Annotated in this window: 20 protein-coding genes, 1 pseudogene and 1 riboswitch; of the genes and pseudogenes, 15 read left to right on the forward strand and 6 right to left on the reverse strand. The window is 66.3% G+C overall.

Features of this window, described 5'->3' with window-relative positions; all coding sequences use genetic code 11:
- The first annotated feature begins 197 nt into the window (after nucleotides 1-197).
- From C566_RS22560 to cls, 5 genes are all read left to right on the forward strand, one after another.
- Entirely contained in the window at nucleotides 198-359 is a 162-nt protein-coding gene (locus tag C566_RS22560; RefSeq protein ID WP_155846698.1) for a hypothetical protein, read from the forward strand.
- Between the two features lie 174 nt (nucleotides 360-533).
- Complete coding sequence (locus C566_RS20395) at nucleotides 534-1,970, forward strand: APC family permease (RefSeq protein ID WP_018772488.1); 1,437 nt, start codon at nucleotides 534-536, stop codon at nucleotides 1,968-1,970.
- Nucleotides 1,967-2,413: a hypothetical protein gene (locus C566_RS0101165; RefSeq protein WP_018772489.1), complete on the forward strand. Its 447-nt coding sequence runs from the start codon at nucleotides 1,967-1,969 to the stop codon at nucleotides 2,411-2,413. Before C566_RS20395 ends, C566_RS0101165 begins: the two co-directional genes overlap by 4 nt.
- Before the next feature lie 3 nt (nucleotides 2,414-2,416).
- A complete protein-coding gene (locus tag C566_RS0101170) occupies nucleotides 2,417-3,763 on the forward strand; it encodes a dipeptidase (RefSeq protein ID WP_018772490.1) in 1,347 nt (448 codons plus the stop codon).
- Between the two features lie 299 nt (nucleotides 3,764-4,062).
- Complete coding sequence (cls, locus tag C566_RS0101175; RefSeq protein ID WP_018772491.1) at nucleotides 4,063-5,529, forward strand: cardiolipin synthase; 1,467 nt, start codon at nucleotides 4,063-4,065, stop codon at nucleotides 5,527-5,529.
- Between the two features lie 206 nt (nucleotides 5,530-5,735).
- Here the strand turns inward: cls and C566_RS22850 are convergent, their stop codons facing one another.
- The 3 genes from C566_RS22850 to C566_RS0101190 form a co-directional block, all read right to left on the reverse strand.
- Nucleotides 5,736-6,422, reverse strand: a complete 687-nt coding sequence (locus C566_RS22850) for a TM2 domain-containing protein (RefSeq protein ID WP_231386224.1) — start codon at nucleotides 6,420-6,422, stop codon at nucleotides 5,736-5,738.
- Between the two features lie 414 nt (nucleotides 6,423-6,836).
- Complete coding sequence (locus C566_RS0101185) at nucleotides 6,837-7,256, reverse strand: SRPBCC family protein (RefSeq protein ID WP_018772493.1); 420 nt, start codon at nucleotides 7,254-7,256, stop codon at nucleotides 6,837-6,839.
- 181 nt (nucleotides 7,257-7,437) lie between these two features.
- Nucleotides 7,438-7,860: a hypothetical protein gene (locus C566_RS0101190; protein WP_018772494.1), complete on the reverse strand. Its 423-nt coding sequence runs from the start codon at nucleotides 7,858-7,860 to the stop codon at nucleotides 7,438-7,440.
- Between the two features lie 500 nt (nucleotides 7,861-8,360).
- Between C566_RS0101190 and C566_RS20405 the strand changes: the two genes are divergently transcribed.
- The 5 genes and pseudogenes from C566_RS20405 to C566_RS0101210 all read left to right on the forward strand — a co-directional run bounded on the left by C566_RS20405 (nucleotide 8,361) and on the right by C566_RS0101210 (nucleotide 14,146).
- Nucleotides 8,361-9,242 carry a response regulator gene (locus C566_RS20405; RefSeq protein ID WP_018772495.1) on the forward strand — a complete coding sequence of 294 codons (882 nt, stop codon included), beginning with the start codon at nucleotides 8,361-8,363 and terminating at the stop codon, nucleotides 9,240-9,242.
- A gap of 40 nt (nucleotides 9,243-9,282) precedes the next feature.
- Nucleotides 9,283-9,660: pseudogene (locus C566_RS22245) on the forward strand (helix-turn-helix domain-containing protein); the annotation flags it as partial.
- Between the two features lie 126 nt (nucleotides 9,661-9,786).
- Nucleotides 9,787-10,992, forward strand: a complete 1,206-nt coding sequence (locus C566_RS0101200; RefSeq protein WP_018772496.1) for an IS110 family transposase — start codon at nucleotides 9,787-9,789, stop codon at nucleotides 10,990-10,992.
- Nucleotides 10,993-11,347: 355 nt separating this feature from the next.
- Entirely contained in the window at nucleotides 11,348-11,965 is a 618-nt protein-coding gene (locus C566_RS0101205) for a hypothetical protein (RefSeq protein ID WP_018772497.1), read from the forward strand.
- A gap of 711 nt (nucleotides 11,966-12,676) precedes the next feature.
- On the forward strand, nucleotides 12,677-14,146 hold the full coding sequence (locus C566_RS0101210; RefSeq protein ID WP_018772498.1) for a PepSY-associated TM helix domain-containing protein: 1,470 nt from the start codon (nucleotides 12,677-12,679) through the stop codon (nucleotides 14,144-14,146).
- A gap of 139 nt (nucleotides 14,147-14,285) precedes the next feature.
- On the opposite strand, the gene C566_RS0101215 is transcribed toward C566_RS0101210, so the two are convergent.
- From C566_RS0101215 to C566_RS0101225, 3 genes are all read right to left on the reverse strand, one after another.
- Nucleotides 14,286-14,861, reverse strand: a complete 576-nt coding sequence (locus tag C566_RS0101215) for a copper resistance CopC family protein (RefSeq protein WP_018772499.1) — start codon at nucleotides 14,859-14,861, stop codon at nucleotides 14,286-14,288.
- A 78-nt stretch (nucleotides 14,862-14,939) separates the two neighbouring features.
- Nucleotides 14,940-15,674, reverse strand: coding sequence for a YcnI family copper-binding membrane protein (locus C566_RS0101220; protein WP_018772500.1), 735 nt, complete (start codon nucleotides 15,672-15,674; stop codon nucleotides 14,940-14,942).
- A gap of 138 nt (nucleotides 15,675-15,812) precedes the next feature.
- Nucleotides 15,813-16,403 (reverse strand): hypothetical protein, encoded by a 591-nt coding sequence (locus tag C566_RS0101225; protein ID WP_018772501.1) that lies wholly within the window; start codon nucleotides 16,401-16,403, stop codon nucleotides 15,813-15,815.
- A gap of 339 nt (nucleotides 16,404-16,742) precedes the next feature.
- Between C566_RS0101225 and C566_RS0101230 the strand changes: the two genes are divergently transcribed.
- The 5 genes from C566_RS0101230 (at nucleotide 16,743) to C566_RS0101250 (ending at nucleotide 21,785) form a co-directional block, all read left to right on the forward strand.
- Nucleotides 16,743-17,603, forward strand: a complete 861-nt coding sequence (locus tag C566_RS0101230; protein WP_155846699.1) for a hypothetical protein — start codon at nucleotides 16,743-16,745, stop codon at nucleotides 17,601-17,603.
- A gap of 42 nt (nucleotides 17,604-17,645) precedes the next feature.
- Nucleotides 17,646-17,736: riboswitch (Fluoride riboswitch) on the forward strand.
- Nucleotides 17,737-17,757: 21 nt separating this feature from the next.
- A complete protein-coding gene (locus C566_RS20410; protein WP_018772503.1) occupies nucleotides 17,758-18,483 on the forward strand; it encodes a 2,3-bisphosphoglycerate-dependent phosphoglycerate mutase in 726 nt (241 codons plus the stop codon).
- A gap of 4 nt (nucleotides 18,484-18,487) precedes the next feature.
- Entirely contained in the window at nucleotides 18,488-18,760 is a 273-nt protein-coding gene (locus tag C566_RS0101240; RefSeq protein WP_018772504.1) for a hypothetical protein, read from the forward strand.
- 89 nt (nucleotides 18,761-18,849) lie between these two features.
- Nucleotides 18,850-19,836 (forward strand): hypothetical protein, encoded by a 987-nt coding sequence (locus tag C566_RS21940; RefSeq protein ID WP_051082206.1) that lies wholly within the window; start codon nucleotides 18,850-18,852, stop codon nucleotides 19,834-19,836.
- 98 nt (nucleotides 19,837-19,934) lie between these two features.
- Nucleotides 19,935-21,785, forward strand: coding sequence for a hypothetical protein (locus C566_RS0101250; protein ID WP_026266265.1), 1,851 nt, complete (start codon nucleotides 19,935-19,937; stop codon nucleotides 21,783-21,785).
- Nucleotides 21,786-21,793: the final 8 nt, after the last annotated feature.

Here is a 21,793-nt window from a genome sequence, read left to right on the forward strand (position 1 = left end):
CTTCCAGCCCTGCTACTGCAGGGCGGCTGCCAATGAAGCTATACAGCCTCCTCCACGAGCCATGATCCCCGGCCCGCTCGCGCTGCTGATTTCCCCAGAATATCCCCGATAAAAGCACGCCGGAAGGAAAAGCCAATAAGACCGTCATTCAGAGGCTCGCGGGTACCGACGTGAGGTGAGGACCGTGTCATGGACCTTTGTCCAGCCCTTTGACCGTCAACACCCTGGTGCCCGCGCCGGCACGCGTCAATGAACTCGCCACCGTCGCCGCGCTGGTGGTCATTCTTGCCTTGGCCCTGACCATCGATCTGCTCTGGAAGCGCACCCAAGGCCGCCGAAGTAGCACCACTGACACCTGACGTAAAGAGGAGATGGGGCCTATTCCCGGCGAATTTGGAGGTTCATGCTGTAGGCACCGAGCGCATTTTGTGATAAGGGGGCAGCGGCATGTTCCAAGAGTCAACTAGCCCCAGGCGGATTAGTTCCGCCTGGCCCGTGGTCTCCACCACGGAGCATCACGGGATGTGGCTCCCGTGAGCGAACAGGCAGTGTCCCGGCCGAAGGCGCCACCGGCCGTGTGGATCTCCTGGGTGGCGCTGGCGCTGATGACCACGAGTTCGGTGGCCAGTTTGCGCGCGGCCCCGACCATGGCCGTCTACGGCCTCGCTTCAGTCTTCCTCTACGTGGTTCCGGCGATCGTCTTCCTGCTGCCCACGTCCCTCGTGTCCGCTGAACTGGCGTCCGGATGGAAGGGCGGCATCTACAACTGGGTATCGTCCGGAATCTCCAAACCGATGGGCTTTCTGGCCGTGTGGTGCCAGTTCGCGATGACGATCTTCTACTATCCGACCCTGTTGGGGTTCGTCGCAAGTACGCTCGCCTACGTCATCAACCCGGCGCTTGCCAGCAGCGGAGTGTGGACGGCATTGGTGATCGTGGTCGCCTACTGGTCCGGCGTATACGTTTCATCCCGCGGCACCAAGGGCGTAGCCGGCTTGGCCAGCGGTGGCCTGATCATTGGCACCCTGATCCCCGGCGCCCTCCTCGTGATCCTGGGCGCCGTCTACCTCGGCCAGGGAAATCCGTCCGCCGCACCGATGACCGCGGCGAACTTCTTCCCCGAATGGGCGGGCCTGGCCAGCCTCGTGCTGATCGTGAACAACTTCCTGTCCTACAGCGGCATGGAAATGAACGCGGTGCACGTGTCCTCCCTGAAGGACCCGGGCAAGGAGTACCCCAAGTCGATGTTCCTGGCCATGGGACTCGTACTGCTCATCTTCATCCTGCCGGCGCTGGCCATCAGCTGGATCGTCCCGGCCGATGAGCTCTCTCTCACCGCCGGTGTCATGCAGGCCTTCGACGCGGTGCTGGCTTCCTTCAACCTGCAGGCGCTGACGCCGATCCTCGGAATCATGCTGGTCGCAGCCGCCCTCGGCGGCATGCTGACCTGGCTGGCCGGTCCGTCCAAGGGCCTGCTGCTCATCTCACGGGAGGAGGGTTACCTCCCGCCCTTCCTGCAGAAGCTGAACAAGAACGGCGTTCAGCAGAACCTCCTGGTCGTCCAGGGGCTCATCACCACCGTGATCGCGCTCGGCTACGCGCTGATCCCGGATGTCTCCAGCGCGTACTGGATCTTCTCGGTGATCACCACGCAGGTCTACCTGATCATGTACCTGCTGATGTTCGTGGCCGCGGTCCGGCTCCGCCGCAACGACCCGGAACACGCGCGTGGCTTCCGGGCGCCAATGTTGGTCGGGCTGTGCGGCGTCGGATTTACCGCCTCCCTGGCCGCCCTGCTCGTCGGGTTCGTCCCGCCGTCGCAGTTTGGCAACGGCAATCCGGCCGTCTATTTCCTGATCGTCGCCGGCGGCGCACTGGGACTGGGCCTGCTCGTGCCATTTCTCTTTTACAAGTTCCGCAAGCCCTCGTGGAAGCTGCCCGCCCAAGAATCGGAGGAGCCTAAGTCATGAGCACGAATCAGGAGTCCTCGACCAAGCGCAGCCGCTCGGTCGTCTACATCGTTGCGATGGTCCTGCTCGTGGTGTTCGCCGTCGTCGCGCTGCTGTCGTTCAGGTCGGCGAGGGAAACCCAACAATCCCTGGCGAAGGCCGACCAGCTGATCGCCGAGATCAATGCGGCAGGGGGGACTGCACCCTCGCGCGAACAGATAGCCCGGGTGCTCGGTGACGATGGCGGCGCCGTCTGCGCGAACCCTAACAACGCCCTGAGCCGGGCCACCTTCCACAGCCAGCTGACAAACGGCGCAACCGGGCCCGGCAACAGGCCGGTGATCGCGAACGACCGCGTCGCCAAAGGCGAGCTCGCAATTATCAAGATCTACTGCCCGGATCAGCTGGCTGAATTCCAGCAGTTCATCGACAACCTGAAAACGTACAATCCGGGTGGTGGGTGAGCCGTGGATCTGCGCTCCCGCATTGCCGATCTGATGCGTCCGGCACAGGGCGAGCTCGCCGAATTCGTGGCTATCCGGTCGGTCGCGGACCCCCGGCAGTTCCCTGTCGAGGAGTGCGCCAAGGCTGCCCAGTGGGTGCTCGACAAATTCGCTGAGCTCGGATTTTCAGATGCCCACCTCGAGCGAACCCCGGACGGCTCGGACGCTGTGATCGGCTCCAGACCAGGACCCGATCCGGATGCGCCCACCGTGCTCCTCTACGCCCACTACGACGTCCAGCCACCCCTCAATGACGCCGCCTGGCGAACCCCGCCCTTCGAACTCACTGAAGCCGGCGGGCGCTGGTACGGGCGCGGCGCCGCCGACTGCAAGGGCAACATCCTCGCCCACCTCCTCGCCCTTAGAGCGCTCGGCAACGACATACCGGTAAACCTGAAGCTGGTAGTCGAGGGGTCGGAGGAACAGGGCACGGGCGGGCTGGAAGCGTTCGTCGCGAGCCACCCTGACCTGCTCCGTGCCGACACCATCCTGGTCTGCGACACCGGCAACGCCGCCGTGGGCCACCCCGCCGCGACCGTGACCCTCCGAGGGATGGTCAATGTGGTGGTGACCGTGGAGGCGTTGACATCAGAACTGCACTCCGGCATGTTCGGCGGTCCGGCCCCCGATGCCCTCGCCGCCCTGATCGCCATGCTGGCGTCACTGCGGGACGGGCAAGGCAACACGACGATCACGGGCTTGGGTAAGACCCAGACCTGGACCGGCGCGCCCTATCCGCCCGAGCAGTTCCGCACCGACGCCGGCGTCCTTGAGGGAGTCTCCTTGCTGGGGGCCGGCAGCGTGTCCGACATGCTCTGGGCGCGGCCAGCCGTCACCGTGCTCGGCATCGACTGCCCACCAGTGACGGGTTCAACGGCGGCGATCGTGCCGCGCGCGGCCGCCCGTCTGAACCTGCGTGTCCCGCCCGGCATGGCCGCCGCCGACGCCCACACGGCGCTGGTGAGCCACCTCAAAGCCAACGCACCCTGGGGAGTCCACGTCGAGATCGAACTCGAGGCCATCGGGTCACCTTTCCAGGCGGCAGTCGGCGGCCCGGCCTTTGAAGCCATGAGTGCCGCGATGTCGCAGGCCTACGGGCGGCCGATGACAACCCTGGGGCAAGGGGGATCGATCCCGCTGTGCAACGTGTTCGCTGACACCTACCCGGACGCGGAGATCATCCTGCTCGGCGTCGAGGAACCCCTCGCCCTCATCCATGCACCGAACGAGAGCGTCGATCCAAACGAGATCAGCGCCATGGCCGAATCCCTGGCACTGTTCCTCCGACGCTACGCCGCCCTGCAGGGCTAAGTTTGCCACGGGAACCCGCCGCGCAATCAGTTAGTTCCCTCGCTGCAACGGAGGTCGAGGTTTCAGGCATATCAGGGATTTCACCCGCAGCGGGTGAGGCCCCTGCCTGGCCTGATGCCAACAATGGTCATACCCGCCACAGGCAGGGCCGAGGGACAGGGCCGTCGCGGAAACGAGAACGCATCTTTGAGAGCAGGAAAAAAATGAGTTTCCGGGAGAACTATTGGGATATTTTGACGGAACCAAGAAACGGGTGCTGGTCTGACGGCGTTCGCGCCTTGAAGGACGGTTAGGCAGCAGTGCGCGGATTCTTCCAGGACGCTGAAACGTTTGCCTTGCTCCTGCTGGCGGCCCACATATTACTCGTGGCCGTCGCAGCTGTCCTGGTGTCGATGAATCGCCGTCCGTCCTCTGCTATTGCCTGGGTGCTGGCAATAATTTTCATACCGATCCTTGGTGCCGTCGCGTTTTTCTTTGTCGGGTACTCGAAACTGCCCAAGGCGCGGCGGGACAAACAGCGCGAAGTCAACGCTCTGGTCCTGGCGCGGACCGAAGGCAGCCCGCTCATTAGCCGCGGCCTTGACTGGCCGGAATGGCTGCATTCGGCGGTGGTGTTGAACAGCAACCTGGGGGCGCTTCCGATGGTCACGGGCAACAGTGCGACCCTGTTGGGCGACTACAACGGAGCTCTCGATGCCATGATCGCTGACATTGATTCGGCCACAAGTTATGTGCACGTAGAGTTTTACATCCTGGTGTTGGACGCAACCACGGAGCCGTATTTTCAGGCGCTGGCCCGGGCAAGACAACGCGGCGTTGACGTCCGGGTCCTGTCCGATCATCTGGCTGGCCTGAAGTTCCCCGGCCGGAAAGAGACCTTGGAGTTCCTCCAGGAGATAGGGGCGGAATATCGCCCCATGCTGCCGGTGCGGCCGTGGCGTGGCGAATGGCAGAGGCCGGACCTGCGCAATCACCGGAAGATCTGCGTTGTCGATGGCCGCGTGGGATTCACTGGGTCCCAGAACGTCATCGACGCGAGCTACGACACGAAGGGCAACCTGAAGCGCGGGCTCCAGTGGCACGAGCTGATGATGCGCGTAGAGGGCCCCGTGGTCCGGGAACTGGATGCGGTCTTCGCGACAGACTGGTACAGCGAAACGGGTGTGATACTGCCACTGGATTCAAGCCCCACCGGCGTCAGCCATCATTCTGCGCTCGTCGACGCACAGGTCCTGCCCAGCGGTCCCAGCTTCGACAACGACAACAATTTGAAGCTCTACGCGACACTCATCCACAAAGCCGAGCGTCGCGTCAGCATCACCAGCCCTTACTTTGTCCCGGACGAATCCATCCTGATGGCTATTGTCACGGCAGCCGCGCGGGGGCTAAGCGTCGAGCTCTTTGTTTCCGAGGTCGGAGACCAGAGCATGGTCTACCATGCGCAGCGTTCCTACTACGAGGCACTGCTCCGCGCCGGCGTCAAGATCTACCTCTACCGGGCGCCCAAGGTGCTGCACTCCAAGCACTTCACCATCGACGAGGAGGTTGCGGTGATCGGGTCCAGCAACATGGATGTCCGTTCTTTCAGCCTCAACATGGAGGTATCCGTACTTGTGCACGGCCGCGGTTTTGTGGACGCAATTCGCGGGATCGAAGACGGGTACCGCGTGGAAAGCCGTGAGCTGCAGCTCGAGGACTGGATCCGGCGGCCCATAGCCCAAAAAGTATTCGACAACCTGGCACGCCTGACCGCCTCCCTCCAATAGGGAACAGGTTCAGACCCGACGGCGCCGCACGCACCGCAGCCGTGGCGGGGGAAGCCATAGACGCGGTCAGGCTCAGTCGATGACAGTCGCTGACCATAGGGAGTCCGTTCCAGTATGGAATTGAACGCCGGATCGATGATGGCGGTCCGGTCCGGGTCCTTTCCCTTGACGGGGCCCGGTGGCGTATGGCGGCCCGTACCGTGCCGCTACCCGGGGAGCCGGTATTCCTCGGCCGTGAGGTGCCAGACGGTGCCGGTGGTGCTGACTATCAGTGTGTAGGTCCCCGGGGCCAGGGTGACGCCGATCGCCCCGGCACTGGCCTTGACCAGGGACAGCACGGTGAGCGCAGGTCCTTTCGAGGGTTGGAGGTAGGCGACGGCCGGCCCGGCGAAGGTGTATTCGATGTGCAGTCTGCCGGTGAGGGTCACGAGCGGCCCCGGGGGTTTCGTGCCGGAGGCCTCGGCCACGGTGATCCACTCTTTCACCGGGGGCGGCGGGGCCGGGTGGAGCAAGGCGTTTACTGCGGTGACGGTGGCGGTGACCGTCCCGGCGACGGGGGCGGCGCTGACGCAGACCACCGCACCGGCGAGGGCGACGACCAGGATAGTCGAGGTCAGGCGCAGGTCGCGGCGCAAGGAGTTGGTCCCGGCCAACGGCATGCATGCACCGTCGGCGGCGTATTCATTGGTGATCCGGAACAGGTCAATGAGCCACCAGATGCCGGCCCCGCCGAGCGTCAACAGCTTCAGGGTGCCGGTGACGGGCTTGTGGAGGTAGAACCGGTCGGCGCCGGTGAAGCCCAAAAGCAATGCCAGCAACCACGCGGTGCGCAGGGAACGCATCGGAGGGAGATCACCGTCGAAGACAAGCCCGTATTGCTCGGTCAGGGGCACATTCCGATTCTGGAGCAGCCACGCCCGGATGTCCACGGTCATCCGGTGCGCACTTGCGACGTGCCCCGGGCAACGCCGAGCCGACAGTCTGGCCATCTCCGCTCGCACATACCCGGGCACGGACGACCCCGAAAGCGCGTAAATCCCTACCTCCTGGGACAAAACACCACGCCACTGGGCGACAGAAGCATGCCGTAGAAGAAGCGCTCGTCGGCTCCAATCAGATTGACATTCTCAGAAGATGGCTCAAGCAGGGCGGAATGGCGTCCAAAAGGTGCCAGGCCTGGACGTGCGGTCACAACAAACGAGGTGCGTGGCGGTCTCTTGGCGCCGGTCGTTGACCGGGACGACGCCGAAGAACTTTACGACAGCTAGGTTCCCCGGACTGCCTGAGAGCAGGCGGCCATGTGCTGCCTAGCCGAGGAGCTCGGCGCGGTTCTTGACGGCGTTGACGAAATCGTTGAGGTCCTGTTCCGTGAAACTGAAGGGAGACCGGATGAGCCCGCGCAGCGGTCCTTTAGTCTCGTCCCAAACCCGCAGCCGTGTCATTCCGTCGTGACGCGACAGCGCAAAGGTCCGCACGATCTTCCCCAGCCCGAGTGACACGGCCCTTGTCCACGTCATGACCTCACCGGGGATCTGCTCCACGTGCACGCGAAAGCTTCGCCCGCCACCTGTCCGGGTGCGGAATCTGATGGTTGCTCCGGTCCGGACCGCACCGGAAACCGCTGTGATGCCGGAATCCCAGACTGTGAAATTCCGGGCATCGGTGATGATGTCCCGGACGGTGGGCCCGCACGCACTGATCAGATGCTGCGACTCGATGAGCGCCATAGGCCAAAGAGTACCCCGCCCCGGTGAACGGGCGGGTGCCCGGATACGCCTCCCGGGACCGGCAGCGATGAGGCTACGGCCGGAGATGTCGTTAGCCAAGGAAGGCGCAGGCGCTGACCCTCGCCACTCTCCTTACCGTTCCGTCATACCTTGGCCTCCGTGCGCCCTGTGCGGGAAGGATTCAGAGGTTGTGCGCCACCAATTCAAACCCGATTACCACGAGGCTCAAGACCACTTCGGCGAACATGATGGCCGTCTTGTACCGGAGCGGTATTTCAAGGCGCCGGATGGCTAGGAAACCGGCAATGCCGAGCGAAGCGACGAGGACGACAATCGCCCACGCGAGGGCCACTGCCGTCGTCCAGAGCCCGAGGCCAGCCCCGGCGAGTAGCAGCAGCGGAACCACCAGGACGCCCAGGCCGCTGGCGCTGACCGCTGTCATACGGCGGAGTTGTTCACGGGTGGGAAGCTGCGAATGAACAGTCAGGTGGCTCAGGAGATCGGCGACGAGAATTCCCAGCAGGGAACCGATGACGACGATGCTGAGAGTCGCAGCCGCGGCCCCGGGCGTTGTCTCGTCAGCGTGGCTCCGAAGCGCCAGCACGACAGCCAGACTCGTGAAGATGATGTAGATGCGCTCTTACAGGAGCGCCGCGCGCTGACGGGCCGAGGGCGAAGGAGCCACACCCGGTTCGATAGCGTTCATGAGAGGGGCCTTCCGGTCAGCGTTGCCAGGAGTCAATGAATTCGGGCCCCGCGGTATCTGGCCGGATCCATGCCATCCCATACTGCTCCTGAGGAACCCGTGGGGACCAGATCGCGGTGTCCGGACGCTGCTACCGGACTCCCAGTCACCCGCAGCGTCGGGGATCCCCGCACGCCCGCTATAGCCAGGACGGGACGCGTGGCCCGGGGGCGTTGGGGCCCTTTTGTTGGAACGCCATTGGGTCTAGCGTGAAGGGCATCAGGCCCGCGCCGGCCTAATGCGCGGGCAGGGAACGCCTGGCGGGGGCCTGGCGGGATTGTCTTCGCGGCGCGGAGGTGGCCTCAATAATCAAATACAGCGCCTTTTGGGGGTCTCACGGGCGTGGGAACGGAACAGCAATGATGACGGACGCGGACGTTCTTCCGCTGCACCCGTTGACCGGCCGGGGTGTGTATCTGCTGGACGACCACGAGGTCATCCGACGGGGCTTGCGCCAAGTGTTGGTATCCGAGGGGTTGAGCATTGCCGGGGAATCAGGGTCCGCCCGCGAAGCGATCCGGCGCGTCCCGGCCCTTCGCCCGGAACTGGTGATTTTGGACGATGAACTTCCCGACGGATCCGGCGCCGAGGTATGCCGGGCCCTCGCCGCGGCCGGATCGGACATCCGGTGCGTGCTGATGACGGGAGAGGCCGACGAAGCCGTCCTGATCGACTCGATTCTGGCCGGCGCCTGGGGGTGCCTGTCCAAGCAGGATGACAGCAGCGAACAGCTCCGACTCATCTCACGGGCCTTGGCCGGGCACACCGCATACAGCGGACGGTTCCGGCCGGCGCTCCTGGCTCCGGTCGCGGCGCCCGACCGCCAGGATGAGAAACTCCGGAAGCTCACCAGACAGGAAATGAATGTCGCCGTTCATCTGGGCAAGGGGCTGACGAACCGCCAGATCAGCCAGGAGATGGTGCTGGCCGAAAAAACGGTAAAGAACCTGGTTTCGTCCCTGCTGACAAAACTCGGTATGGCGGGCAGGACCCAGGTCGCGGTATTCATGTCCCGGGTGCTGAATTACCCGGAAGACCCCGGTCACGGCGACTACCGGTTGTGTCCGTTCCCGGATTTGGTCGCCGAGGTCAGGGCAGCACTGCTGAACTGCACCAGCGAGACCCGCGCCGTGCCGCTCTCGGAGGCCGAGCGGGCATCCGACGCACTGCGGCTTGCCGGCGCCCTTGCGGCGGCGCGCCCCGGCCTGACAAGACGACGCCCGGCGCTCACTCGGGTTTAGCCGCCCCGAACAGCGGCGGCCTGATGGGGGTAGGCCGCCAGGCGGCGGCCGGACCAAAATGACACCCACGAAGGCCGAGCAGGCGCGGACGATGTACGACGAGAAGGTCTACACCGTGGAGCAGATCGCAGAGGCGTTCGGACTTTCCCGCGGCACGATCTACCGCCATCTCGGCCGAAGACGCCGGACACGAGCGACCCCGGCCCTCCGTATCCTAGCTTCGCCCCGGCGGCGCCGGGGCAGGTTCCCGGACCTCGCTGCGCTCGGGCTGCATAAGCGTTTTTCTTGTCTTTTTTGCTGCTGTCCTTATGGTGTTGTCGGGTGGTTCCGTGGCCGTTGTAGGGTCGTGGCTACCCAGGGGAGACGGGTATGGCTTTGTTGCTGTGGCCGGACGACTCGTGTCGTGACGGCTCCGTAGGATTGGCCACCCGCCGCCCCGCGATGACCCGACCGCTGATTGAGAGACGCGACATGATCGCCGGATAAGGACACGACGGCGCGGTTATCTGCCGGGTTCCACCCATCCGACAGACTGGAGGCTGTTTTGGCGAAATTGTGGGCCGGTATCGACGCCGGCAAAGCCCATCATCACTGCGTCGTGATCGACACCGACGGAAACCGTCTGCTCTCACAGAAAATCCCCAACGACGAACCAGCACTGCTCGATCTCATCGCCACCGTCCTCAAACTCGCCGACGGGGATCCGGTCATCTGGGCAACGGACCTGAACCACGGCGGCCCCGCGCTGCTGATCGCCATCCTCGTCGGCCACGGCCAGAACATCCTCTACATTCCGGGCAGGATCGTCCACCACGCCTCCAGGCTCTACCGCGGGGAAGGCAAAACGGACGCGAAAGATGCTGCTGTGATAGCGGACCAGGCCAGGATGCGCCGGGATCTGCAGCCCCTGCGGGCGGGGGATGAGATCAGCACGGGGCTGCGGATCCTCACCGCCCGCCGGGCCGATAAGTCCGCGGACCGGGTCCGGGCGATCAACCGCCTGCAGGCCCAACTGCTCGAATACTTTCCCGCGCTGGAGCGGGCCTTCGACTACAGCCGCTCCAAAGCCGCCCTGCTGCTGCTCACTAAACACCGGACTCCCGACGGGATCCGCCGCACCGGACAGGCCAGGCTGCACGCCTGGTTGAAGAAACGCGGCACCCGCTCCTCCGCAGCGGTCGCCCAGGCCGCCGTGGACGCCGCGAAATCCCAGCACACCACCGTCCCGGCCCAGCACATGGGGGAGGGAATCGTCGCCGCCCTCGCCCGGGAAATCCTTGCCCTGAACGAGGAGCTGGCCGACCTCGATGCGCTGATCAGCGAGAAAGTCACCGAACACCGGGACACCCGGGTGCTGCTGAGCATGCCCGGCTTCGGACCCGTCCTCGCCGCGGAATTCCTTGGCGCCACCGGCGGAGACCTCACCGTCTTTCAAACCGCGGACCGGTTCGCCGGCGTCGCCGGCCTCGCTCCCGCACCCAGGGATTCCGGCCGGATCACCGGCAACCACCACCGTCCCCGGCGCTACGACCGGCGGCTCCTGCGCGTGTTTTACCTCTCCGGGCTTTCGGCCCTGAAAAGCTGCGCCGCCTCCCGGGCCTACTACGACCGCAAACGCGCCGAGGGCAAAACCCACATCCAGGCCATGCTCTCCCTGGCCCGCCGCCGCCTGAATGTTCTCTGGGCCATGCTCCGTGACGGGACCACCTACACTCCGGTCCCGGCCCGGGCGGCCAGAATGGCTGCCTGAGCTGTCGTGGCTGGGGAAGCCTCATCTGGGTCCCCGGGAAGCGGGCCCTGCGCTGCCGGAGGGTCTGTTTTTCTCCGCATCCGCCGTGCCGGCCGGGTCCGGTGGTCTGAGAGAGCACCGCTGGGGGAGTTCCCGCAGGGTGCCTCATTGCGTGGGCGGAAGGCTGCACGGCCCGTGGTGCGGGTACCTCGGGAGGGCCGGGTTGTGCCGGGGGGCGCGGGGGACGACGGTGACCGCGGGGCCGGCGTAATGTGCGTGAATTCCTGCCCTCAGGGGTTTCGACGCTGCGTAGGTTGGGGGATAATCGTCGCGGACCGGCACCACGCCGGCTTCCGGAGAGGGCGGGGAGGGACCGATGACGGCACGCGGGCTGCGCTTTGTGCGTGGCTGGGCCGCGGCCGTCGCGGCGACCTTCATCGCGGCCTTGTCCCATGTGCTTTCCGGCGGCCCTGCACCTGAAACCTCTGTCCTGGTGCTGTCTCTTGCGTTGTCGGGGCTCGTCTGCACTGCGCTGGCCGGCCGTGTGCTGTCATTGTGGCGGCTCTGCACCGCCGTCGTGGTGAGTCAGGGTCTGTTCCATGGACTGTTCAGCCTGGGCTCCGCTTCGTCTGCCGCCGGTACCGCTTTTCCCGCGCCGGGGCACGCCGGGCACACGGTGGCTTTCGCTTCCGGTTCCCGGCTGCCCGGGGCCATGGCGATGGATCAGGCCTCGCCGCTGATGTGGGCCGGGCATGCGCTGGCGGCCCTGGCCACGATCGTGGTGCTGCGGCACGGCGAAGTCACGGCGGTGCGTCTGATCAGGGCGCTTGGCCTGCGGGTGGTCGCTTTCCTCCCGTTCTTCCTGCCGCTGGCCGTTGAATCCGGTGCCCCCGTCATTCCCGCGGACTGGCCGGTCAGGCCGCTGCGCAATCTGGGCGCCCCATTGCTGGTCATGCGCCATCGTGGACCGCCGCGGCTTCCCGTCGTGTCTTAGGCGCACCGCGCCTTCACACCCATGAAGCCCACCGGGCCCTTTCGCGGGGCCGCGGGACGGGAAGCCGCCGAGGCACGGGTTTCCTTGCACTTCTCGTGAGGAACCCGGGACGAGGCGGATCTTCATTTCCCTCTGTCGTCCTGCTGTGCCTTGTTTGGGCGTGGCCGGCGCACCGGCAGCTTCCGCCCATGACCAGCCCGTTTTCGTCAACCCCTGCCACCGGCGAACGCCTGTGCGCGGCGCCGTCGAGCGGCGCACTGAAATTCAATGCGCCACTGCTGACACTCGGCCACGAAATCCGTGGTGTCGATGCGGCGCCGGGGAACGGGGCGCCAGGGCGATCCTGTCCTGGCCCGGGAAACACTGCCCCGGCCGCCGGGGGACGCCCGGAGGACCAGTCTCAGGGGTTCTTCTGGCGGCCCTTCCACGACGGCGCCGACTCCGGTGCCGAGGTGTATCCGATTCCGGGTTGATCTTCGCCCCGTAACGAGGGCTGGATCCGCTGAGCCCATGGACTACCCCGGTCGGCTTCATCGGCGACGACCTTTTCACCTGACACGACCAGCACTGTCAACGGGCAGCCGCATCCGCACCGGCCCCCCGCCCCTTCCGGGGAGGGCGGCCGGCGCCGGGTGGTGCCTGCCCGTACCCACTTCACTCTCTTCGTGACGGCCGCGCGGCCGTCACGAACCACCTTTTGAGGAAAATTTCATGACAAGCACCATCACCACCGAACCCGCCGGGCCGGCCGGCCCGGCCGCACCCGAAACCACGAGGAACGCACGGGGCCCGCTGCGGGCACTGATCATGCGGCTGCACTTCTACGCCGGAGTCTTCGTTGGCCCGTTCCTGATCATCGCCGCCCTCTCCGGTGCGCTTTACGCCCTGACCCCGGCGTTGGAGGAAGGGATCTACGACAAGGAACTCCACGTCCCCGTCTCCCAGACCTCCGTTCCACTCGCTGAACAGATCCGCGCCGCACAGCAGATCGTCGGGGCCAAGGAACCCTCCGCCGTCCGCCCCGCCCCGAAACCCGGGGACACGACGAGGATCATGTTCGCCGATCCGGCCCTGGGCGAATCCGAGTCCCGGGCGATCTTCATCAACCCGGCCAACGCCGAGGTCCGCGGTGACCTGACCGTCTACGGCACCAGCGGAGTCCTGCCCTTCCGGACCTGGATCGATGACCTGCACCGGACCCTGCACCTGGGCACCGCGGGCCGCTACTACAGCGAACTCGCCGCGTCCTGGCTCTGGGTCATCGCCCTCGCCGGACTCGCACTCTGGCTGACCAAACCCCGCCACAAGAACACCGCAGCAACCACCAACCCGGCGACGCGGACCGCTGCGGCACGGGCGGGCCGGTTCGGCCGCGCCGGAATCGCGAAAATCCACGGCATCGGGGGCGTCGTGCTTATCCTCGGGTTCCTGTTCCTCTCCGCGACGGGCCTGACCTGGTCCCAGTTCGCCGGGGACAACATCGCCAACCTGAGGACATCCCTGGACTGGACCACCCCGAAACTGTCCACCGCCCTTAGCTCCGCGGCCGCCGCACCGGCGGCTGGCGGGGAACACGACCACAGCCACGCCGGGACCGGAACCGGGACCGACCCGGCCATGTACGACCACGTCCTCGCCGCGGCACGGACGGAACCGGTCATCGATGCCGGAAAGGTAGAAATCAAGCCGCCCGTGAAGCAGGGCAAAGCCTGGACCGTGACCGAAATCGACCGGTCCTGGCCCACCCAGGCAGACGCGGTCGCCGCCGACCCCGCCACCATGACGGTGAGCGGGAAGCTCGTCTTCAACGACTTCAACCTCGCCGCGAAACTCACCCGCTGGGGCATCGACGCGCACATGGGCGTCCTCTTCGGACTCGCCAACCAGATCGTTCTCGCCGTGATCGCGCTCGGCCTGGCCGGAAGCGTCATCGGTGGCTACCTCATGTGGTGGAAGCGCCGTCCCACCCGCGGCACGTCCTGGGCGGCCGGCCGGCCCCCGGCCCGCCGCTTCCTTCGCACCGCCCCGTGGCCGTTGACCGCGGCCGTCGCCGTCGTTGCCCTCGCCGTCGGGATAGCCGTCCCCCTGCTGGGCATCAGCCTGGTGGCGTTCCTGGCCTTCGATACCGTTCTGGGCGTCGTCAAGAACCGCCGCCAGCGGGCCGGAACCGGCGCGCACTAATCCGAGGAACTGATCAGAGGCGGGGCCGCCGTGGCCGGGACATGGTCCCGGCCACGGCAACCCGCGTCGTTTGGGGGGGCGCAACCTCACCCTGTCCGGCGCGTTCGGGCGGGACAGAGTGAGGCGATGTCGTGCCTGTCTAGCGGCCCGATTCCGGGCCGCGAAGCCGGCGCTTGATGAAGATACCCGCCACAACCAACGCAATCACCAGGACGGCCGCTACCGCTCCCGCCGTGATCAGTTCTGTCTGGAGGCCAGTGCCGGTGCCTGCCGCAGACGGGGCCGGCGCCGGCGCCGGCGTCGCCGGGGCGGTCTTGTTCGCGGCGCCGGCGGTGAACGTGAAGGTTCCTTCGATGGGATGGCCGTCGGAGGAAACGACCCGCCAGATGACCGTGTATTTGCCGTCCGGGGCGTCGGCTTTGACGGCCTGGGTGACGTGGTTGTCGACGATGGTCACGGGCCCGTCGGCCTGATCGGTGCCGGTCGCATCTTCGACGCGGACGATGGATCCGATGGCAATCGGGGTGTGGTCGAAGGTCAGGCCGATCTTCGCGGGAACGGTGCTGACCACGGAGCCGTTGGCCGGGTCGGTGGCCTCGAGGACATCATGGGCCTGTGCCGCCGCGGCGGGAACCATCAGGAGCGCTGCCGTGACCAGGACCAGCAGGTACCGCGTGAGCCGGCCTCCCGGACCGGATCGGAATGTCGATCTCATGGGCGCGTCCTTTCAGGGTGTCGGCACCCGGGGCTGTGGCGGGACGTTGCCCGTCCCGCCACAGCCCCGGGATTGGTGCTACTTGGCTGCTGTGCGGCTGCGCCGGCCGGCGAGGACCAGTCCCAGCGCGGTTGCGCCGAGAACGAAGCCGGCGGCGCCCAGGACGATCCCCCACACGGCTGCCGAATCGCTGGACGTCTCCGAGGTCTGGCTCGCGGCCGCCGGGGACGCCGCAGCCGGAGAAGCGGAGGGGGCGGTTCCGTCTTCGGCGGTGGTGGTGAAGGACGGGGCCGGGTGCTGGGGCTCGGGCTGGCCCTCAGCGCTTTGTTCGTCCCAATTCACGACGGTCCCGTCGGTGTAGGTCTGGGCCGCCTTCAGGGTCACGGTCGTCCCCGCCGCGGGGAGTTTGCCCACGGAGAGTGAGAACGCCTGGTATTCGTTCTGCCCGAGCTGGTGTGCTGCGTCGGCGGTCCAGACCACGGAGCTCGGGGCCTTGGTCACGGTCGTACCGGACACGGTGACCGGCTTGGGCAGGTCGCTGGTGATGACCTGGGTGCTCCAGCCCTCGACGGGTTTGACCGAGACCGAGGTGAACGGGGTATCGGTGGGCAGCTTGACCTCGAGTTTGCTGGTCTTCGCGGTCGGGGATTCGTTCGGGACATTGAACGTCAGGTGCGTGTAGCCGTTGGCGCCGGTGTCATCGGGGTTCACGGTGACGTGGGCGGAGGCGGCCGCGGCGCTTAGGGCGATCATCCCCGCCGCCGCGGTGACGGCGGTCAGGGTCTTGAGGGGACGACGGATTGAGGTTTTCATTAACATGCCTTCCAAAAATGGGTGCGCCAAGGGGCCGCTCGTGCGGCGGCGCAAGGGAGGGGAAACACGACGGATCCACGGCAACGGAGTTTCCTGGGCAGGATCCGGCCGGGTCAGCGGCGTGAGGTCAGGTGCCGCTCAGAGAGCGGGCTGAATGAGCGGCGGCCCGCGCAGGGCCGGCAGCCTGAGGTTTCTCCACCGGGAAGGAATGACGATGCGGTGCGGGGCTGAAAGGTGCGGCCAGTCAGGAATGACCACCGCCGCCAGGATCCGGACCAGGGGGCGCAGCCAAGCTGCCAACGCCCACGCAGCCGCCTCTCCCCGGGCCAGAACCAGTGCGGTGGCCAGCGTCGCTGCGACGTGCAGGATCAGCATCAGCGACCCGGGAGCAGCAGCGTGCTCCGGCATCAGGGCCATCGCCGAAAGAGGCACCGGCCCGGTGCCGTGCACATGCCCGCGGGCAACGGGAATGAATCCTGCCGATACGGACAGGGCATTGAAGGCCTCGTGCAGGACCAGCTGGCCGGCGCCGAGAAGCCCGGCCATGACCGGTGCGGTGATCCTGATTTTGGCCAGGATCATCACGGGTGCCAGCACCAGGGCCACGAGGCCGGCGAAGATGGCCGGCTCGGGCAGGGAACCGCCGGCCAGCACGTGGGCTCCGGCGGCCAGAGCGAACATGGCGGCGGTAAAGGCAACGGCGCGGGGGAAGCGGAACGGCGCGCTCATGCCAATCGCCACCCTTCCATCCAATGTTGCCGCTCTCCACTCTAGAGAAAGCGGAGGCGTGCAGGGTAATCGCGCCCCAGTGACTATGTCCGTCTGCTAGTAGGACGGTCCGAACGGTACCTAGGACTTTGAATGGCTGCTGATTCACCTGCTGCGCCCATCGGTGCCTGGCCCGCGGCTGCAAGAGGAATGCCGCCCTGACGTGGTGCCGGACGAAGCCGGCGGGTTTAGCCTTGTTCTAACGGTGATGGATCCCACCGGGACCGGCTGGCGTGCCGGTTCGGACCGCCGAGGTGGCTGATGGGTCCTGCCCCGAAGGCGAAGGGCAGGGCATGCGCTATGACTGGACATCGGAACGGGCCCGGTACCCCGGAGATGCGCGAACGGGATAGGCTCACCGGCGCCTTGCTGCCCGTTGGCCCGTTGGAACTGTCGGCGGAGGAAGTGCGGCAGCTCTGGTCGTTCATCCACGGGGACATCATGGACGGGAGCATGCGCCGTCTTCTGCGTGCCTCCCTCGGGTTGTGTCCCCGGCACACCTGGGCCTACGTGGTCGTGGAGATTGAACTCTGGCAGGCCGGCGCCGGCGCCCGGGGCGGCCACCAGCCCTTCGACGTCACGGTCCTCTACGAAGACCTCCTCGAACACGTCGCCGACGGGCTCGACCGGAAAGGCTCGCTGCTGCACCGCCACCCGGACGATGTGCTCCTGCCGGTGGGGCCGTGCCGGATCTGTGAGGATATGGCTTCCCCGTCCCTGACCGGTCTGCGGATGGGCTACGCGAACTCCAACACCGAGGCCCTCACGATTGAAGCGAACGGGCTGGCACACACCACAGCGTGGTGCAGGGAAACATTCCCGCTGTGGCGGGGCAGGGTCTGCCCCGCCTGTGATCCTGACACACCGGAAGGAGACGGTGATCCGGTGCTGTCGTGCCGTTTCCACCTGGCGTCGCGGCGTCCGTTGCCGGAACCGCTGCGGCATGCGGTGGCCTCGCGCTTGCGGGAGATCAGGGCACGAATGAGGCACCTGACCGAATCCATGACGGACTATGGCGCCCCGGTCGGAGATGAGGAGAACGCGTCCTGGATTGAGGCTGTTGGCTTTTTCGCCGGCTGGGGCCTGCCCCTGTACTTGGCAGCGGCCGCCACCGAAACTGAGTCCGAACCGGACGTCCAAGGTGCGGAGCCCGCGGAATGACTCCGTCATATGGTGGCGGCTGTCGCTGCTGTGCCTGTAGTCTCTGTTCACGGTGATGGATCCCGCCGGAACAGCCCGCGCCTAAGGTGAGGGGCGTTCGAACCGCCTCCTGGCTAATGGTTCCTACCTTTGCTGATACGAAGGTAGGTTACCCATGCCCGCACCCGGCACGCTCCTCCTGCTCCGCCACGGCCAAAGTGTCCTGAACGCCCAGGACCGGTTCACCGGCCTGCTGGACCCGCCCCTGAGTGCCACTGGTGAAGACGAAGCAGCCCGCGCTGGAGCGCTGCTGGCTTCCGCTTCCTTTTTCCCGGCCGTCGTTTACACCTCCACCCTCTCCCGCACCCGGGACACCGCACGCATTGTCCTGGACGTGCTGGGAGGCCCCGACGTGCCGGTCATACCTGCCTGGGAGTTGAACGAGCGCAGTTACGGTTCCCTCACCGGAGGATTGCGGCAGGAACTGCTGAGCGAGCTCGGGGCGGAGGTTTTCCACTTCTGGCGGCGCTCCTATTACGGGGCGCCCCCGCCGATGCCATCATCCCGGCTGACCGCACTAAGGCGCAGTCCAGCCTTCGCCGGGCTGCCTCCTGAAACGGTCAAGGCCACCGAATCCCTCTGCGGGGTGGTCAAACGGGTCCGGATCTTCTGGCACCAGCACCTCCGGCGCAGGCTTCGGGCGGGGGAAGACGTGTTGGTGGTCGGACACGGGAACTCGTTGCGGGCACTGTGTCGCGTCCTGGACCGGCTTTCCGATGCCGAGGTCGAGGCTCTGAAGCGCGCCTATTTGCGGCCGTCAGCCCGCAGCACCGCGACGACAACGCCCCGCAGCAGCCCAGCCCCAGCCACACAGCCCCGACCAAGCCGGGACCGAAAGTGAAGAAGTGAGCACCATAACCCAAGCCCTCCAAGACAGGACCTTTCTGGAACCGGACGCCGGCTGGTCGGCCGACCAGCTTCCAGACAGGCCTGGCACCGTCCTGCAGTATCTCAACGCCCGCGATGAGCGGATCATCGCCGTGCTGTGCGACACCGGCCTCTGGCGGGTCACCGCCGTCACCGGGCGCGGTGCCGTGCACCAGCTCTCCTGGACCCCGGCGGCCCTGGCCGCCGATCTGTGGCGGGTGACCTACTACGATGTCGTCCCGGAGCCCTGACCAGCGGTAACACGGCGACAATCGCCACGCCAGGCACTACGATCTGCTATGGGGCAGCCGGGGACCGGCTCGAAAACTTGGGGGAACAATTGAAAACACCTGCCGTCCGCCTCGGCATCGCCGGAGCATTCGCCGCGCTCTTGATGGCCGGCCTCGCTGTCCCGGCCCATGCCGATGAAATATCCCAACCTGCCCCGCCCGTCACGACCTACCCCACGGCGCCGGCCGGGCCTGCGGCCGCGGACGCGGAGCTGAAGCCGCTGACGAACGACACCGAGCCGGTCGTTACCGGGACCTTCATCACCGGCTCTGTGATGAAGGTGACGGCCGGCACCTGGTCGGAACCGTCCGACCCGCTGACGTTCACCTACAGCTGGTTTTCCCCGGACGGGAAGGTGCTGGCCAGCGGCCCGAGGTTCACGCCCGGCGTGTCCGACGTCGGCGCGACCGTCACAGTCCTCGTGACGGCCACAGCACCGGGTTACGACACCGCCGAGGTGCGGGTCACGGCACCCAAGCCCGTGACCTTGCGTGACCCGGCCCAGACCAGGCCGCCTTACATCCAAGGGACGCCGACCGTGGGGAAAGCCCTGACCGTCGTCCCCGGCCTCTGGGCACGTAATGAAATGAACGTGGTGCGCGAATCCTACCTATGGATGCGCGACGGCGTGACGATCCCCGGGGCCACTGGCCGCCACTACACGCCTGTGGCTGCCGACTTGGGCAGGAAGATCGACATCTGGGTCACCTCGACGCTGAATGACAGGATCCTGAAGACCCAGGGGGCCTTCTCTTCGGCGAAGGTGGCTGCCGGGACTCTGACTTCGTCCACGCCGACGATCGTCGGCACCGTCAAAGCCGGAAATGTCCTGACCGTGAAGCGGGGCACGTGGACCCGGGGCACGTCCTTCAAATACCGCTGGCTGCGCAACGGCGTCCCGATCTCAGGCGCCTGGTATTCGACCTACAAGGTCCGGACCGCCGACAGGGGCACCAAGCTCACCGTCAGCGTCACCGGTTCCAAGGCCGGCTACAAGACCATCACCACGACCAGCAGCGAGTATCCCGCCAGCTGACCCGGGCCGCGCCGTTCAACGGCAGCGTCCAAAGGGGGCTTCCAGACATTACGATCATCTGCGGGGCCGGGGGACCGGTCCGAAGACTGGGGGAAGAATTGAACAAGAAGACTGTCCGCCTCGCCGCGGGCGGGGCACTCGCCCTGTTGCTGGCCGGGCTGGCCGTTCCTGCGCAGGCCGATACCGGGGTGTGCGGCCCGGTGGTTGACTGGGTCAAATACTGCACCGCAGCGGACGGCTCCGCCTACCCGGTGTTGATCAATGAGGCGGCGACCGGTCCCCGCCCGGTCGCCGCCGGCGCGCTGCTGGTCGGCAACACGCTCACCGTCTTCGACGGCGCCTGGCAACCGGCTGACGCAACACTTACACACCAATGGGTCCGCAACGATGTTCCCATCCTCGGTGCCACGGGGGCCACGTACACGCTCACAAGGGCGGACGCCGGCAAGTACGTCCGGGTCACGACCACCGCGACGGCGCCCGGCTACGCGACGTCAACCATGTGGTCCCTCAAGGGCGTGCCTGTTTCGAATGCCTCCGGCCCCATCAAGTCACTCCAGCCGGCCGTCACTTTCAGGGTCGAGCCCGCGACCACGTACCCGGCCCTGCCGAGCCCCATCATGGTTGCCCGCACGGGCAGATGGATCGACTGGGGTCTTGCCCGGGACGTCCAGTTCAACTACCAGTGGCTGCGCGACGGCGAGCCCATCCCGGGTGCCACCGGCCGAACGTTCGACCGCACAGGCTGGGGACCGACGGGGTCGCTCAGCGTCCGGGTCAACGCCTACGCCGCCGGCTACGATCCGGTCACCGTCATCGGACACGCCGGATCCGGCTCATTCTCCCCGGCGACTCCCGGCGCCGTGGTCACCGGCGGAACCGGCCTCGGGGAAGTCCTGACCGGCACCGACGATGTACCTTGGCATGACAGCATCCTGGGCCCGAACCGGTACCCGCATGCCTACCAGTGGCTGCGAGACGGTGTCGCGGTTCCCGACGCGACCGGCCGGACCTACACCATCACGGCCGAGGACCAGGGCCACACCCTGGTCCTGTTCACTGACACCGATAAATACGACGCCTACTCCAACGCGGTGGCAGTACCGGCGGCCGCAGGAGTCGAGCTGAAGCAGTTGACGAACGTCGCCAAGCCCGTCCTGACCGGCGAAGCTCTGATCGGGCGGGCCATGTCCGTGACGCCCGGCACTTGGTCCGCGCCGTCCGAAACCCTGACCGTCACCTATAACTGGCTGTCCCCGGACGGAAAAGTGTCCGGCACCGGCTCGACCTACAGCCCCGACGCGAACGACGTCGATACCACGGTCACCGTCCTCGTGACCGCCTTAGCACCCGGCTACGCCACCGCCCGGGTCAGGGTCACCGCTCCGAAGCCCGTGACGCTTCCTGAACCGACCCAAAAGGTGCCACCGGCTATTAGCCGAGGAACGTTGAGGGTGGGGGGAATTCTCTACGTCGGATTCGGCGTCTGGGCCGATTCTCGTCCGGGACTCGCCCAGTCCTACCAGTGGTTGCGTAACGGCGTCCCGATCAACGGCGCCACCAACGCCGGGTACCAACTGAAGCATGCGGACTTCGCAACGAATATCTCCGTCAAGGTCACTTCCACGCTGGAGGGCCGGACCTTGAAGACCCAGACCATCAAGGCCGCGCAGAATATAGGGCCCGCCACCCTGAGGGCCTCGACGCCCACGATCGCCGGCACAGCCAAGGCGGGAAGGATCGTGACGGCGAAGCCGGGGCTCTGGACGCACGGAACCAAATTCACGTACCGATGGCTGCGCAACGGGAGCCCGATCTCCGGGGCGACGGCTTCGACCTACAAAGTCCGGACTGCTGATCGGGACAAGAAGATTTCTGTGCAGGTCACGGGCACCCGGTACGGGTACACGACCGTGACCACGGGCAGTGGGGTCCTATTCGCCCGCTAATTGAGGGC

The organism is Arthrobacter sp. 131MFCol6.1, assembly GCF_000374925.1.
In the GTDB taxonomy this organism is placed as follows: domain Bacteria; phylum Actinomycetota; class Actinomycetes; order Actinomycetales; family Micrococcaceae; genus Arthrobacter.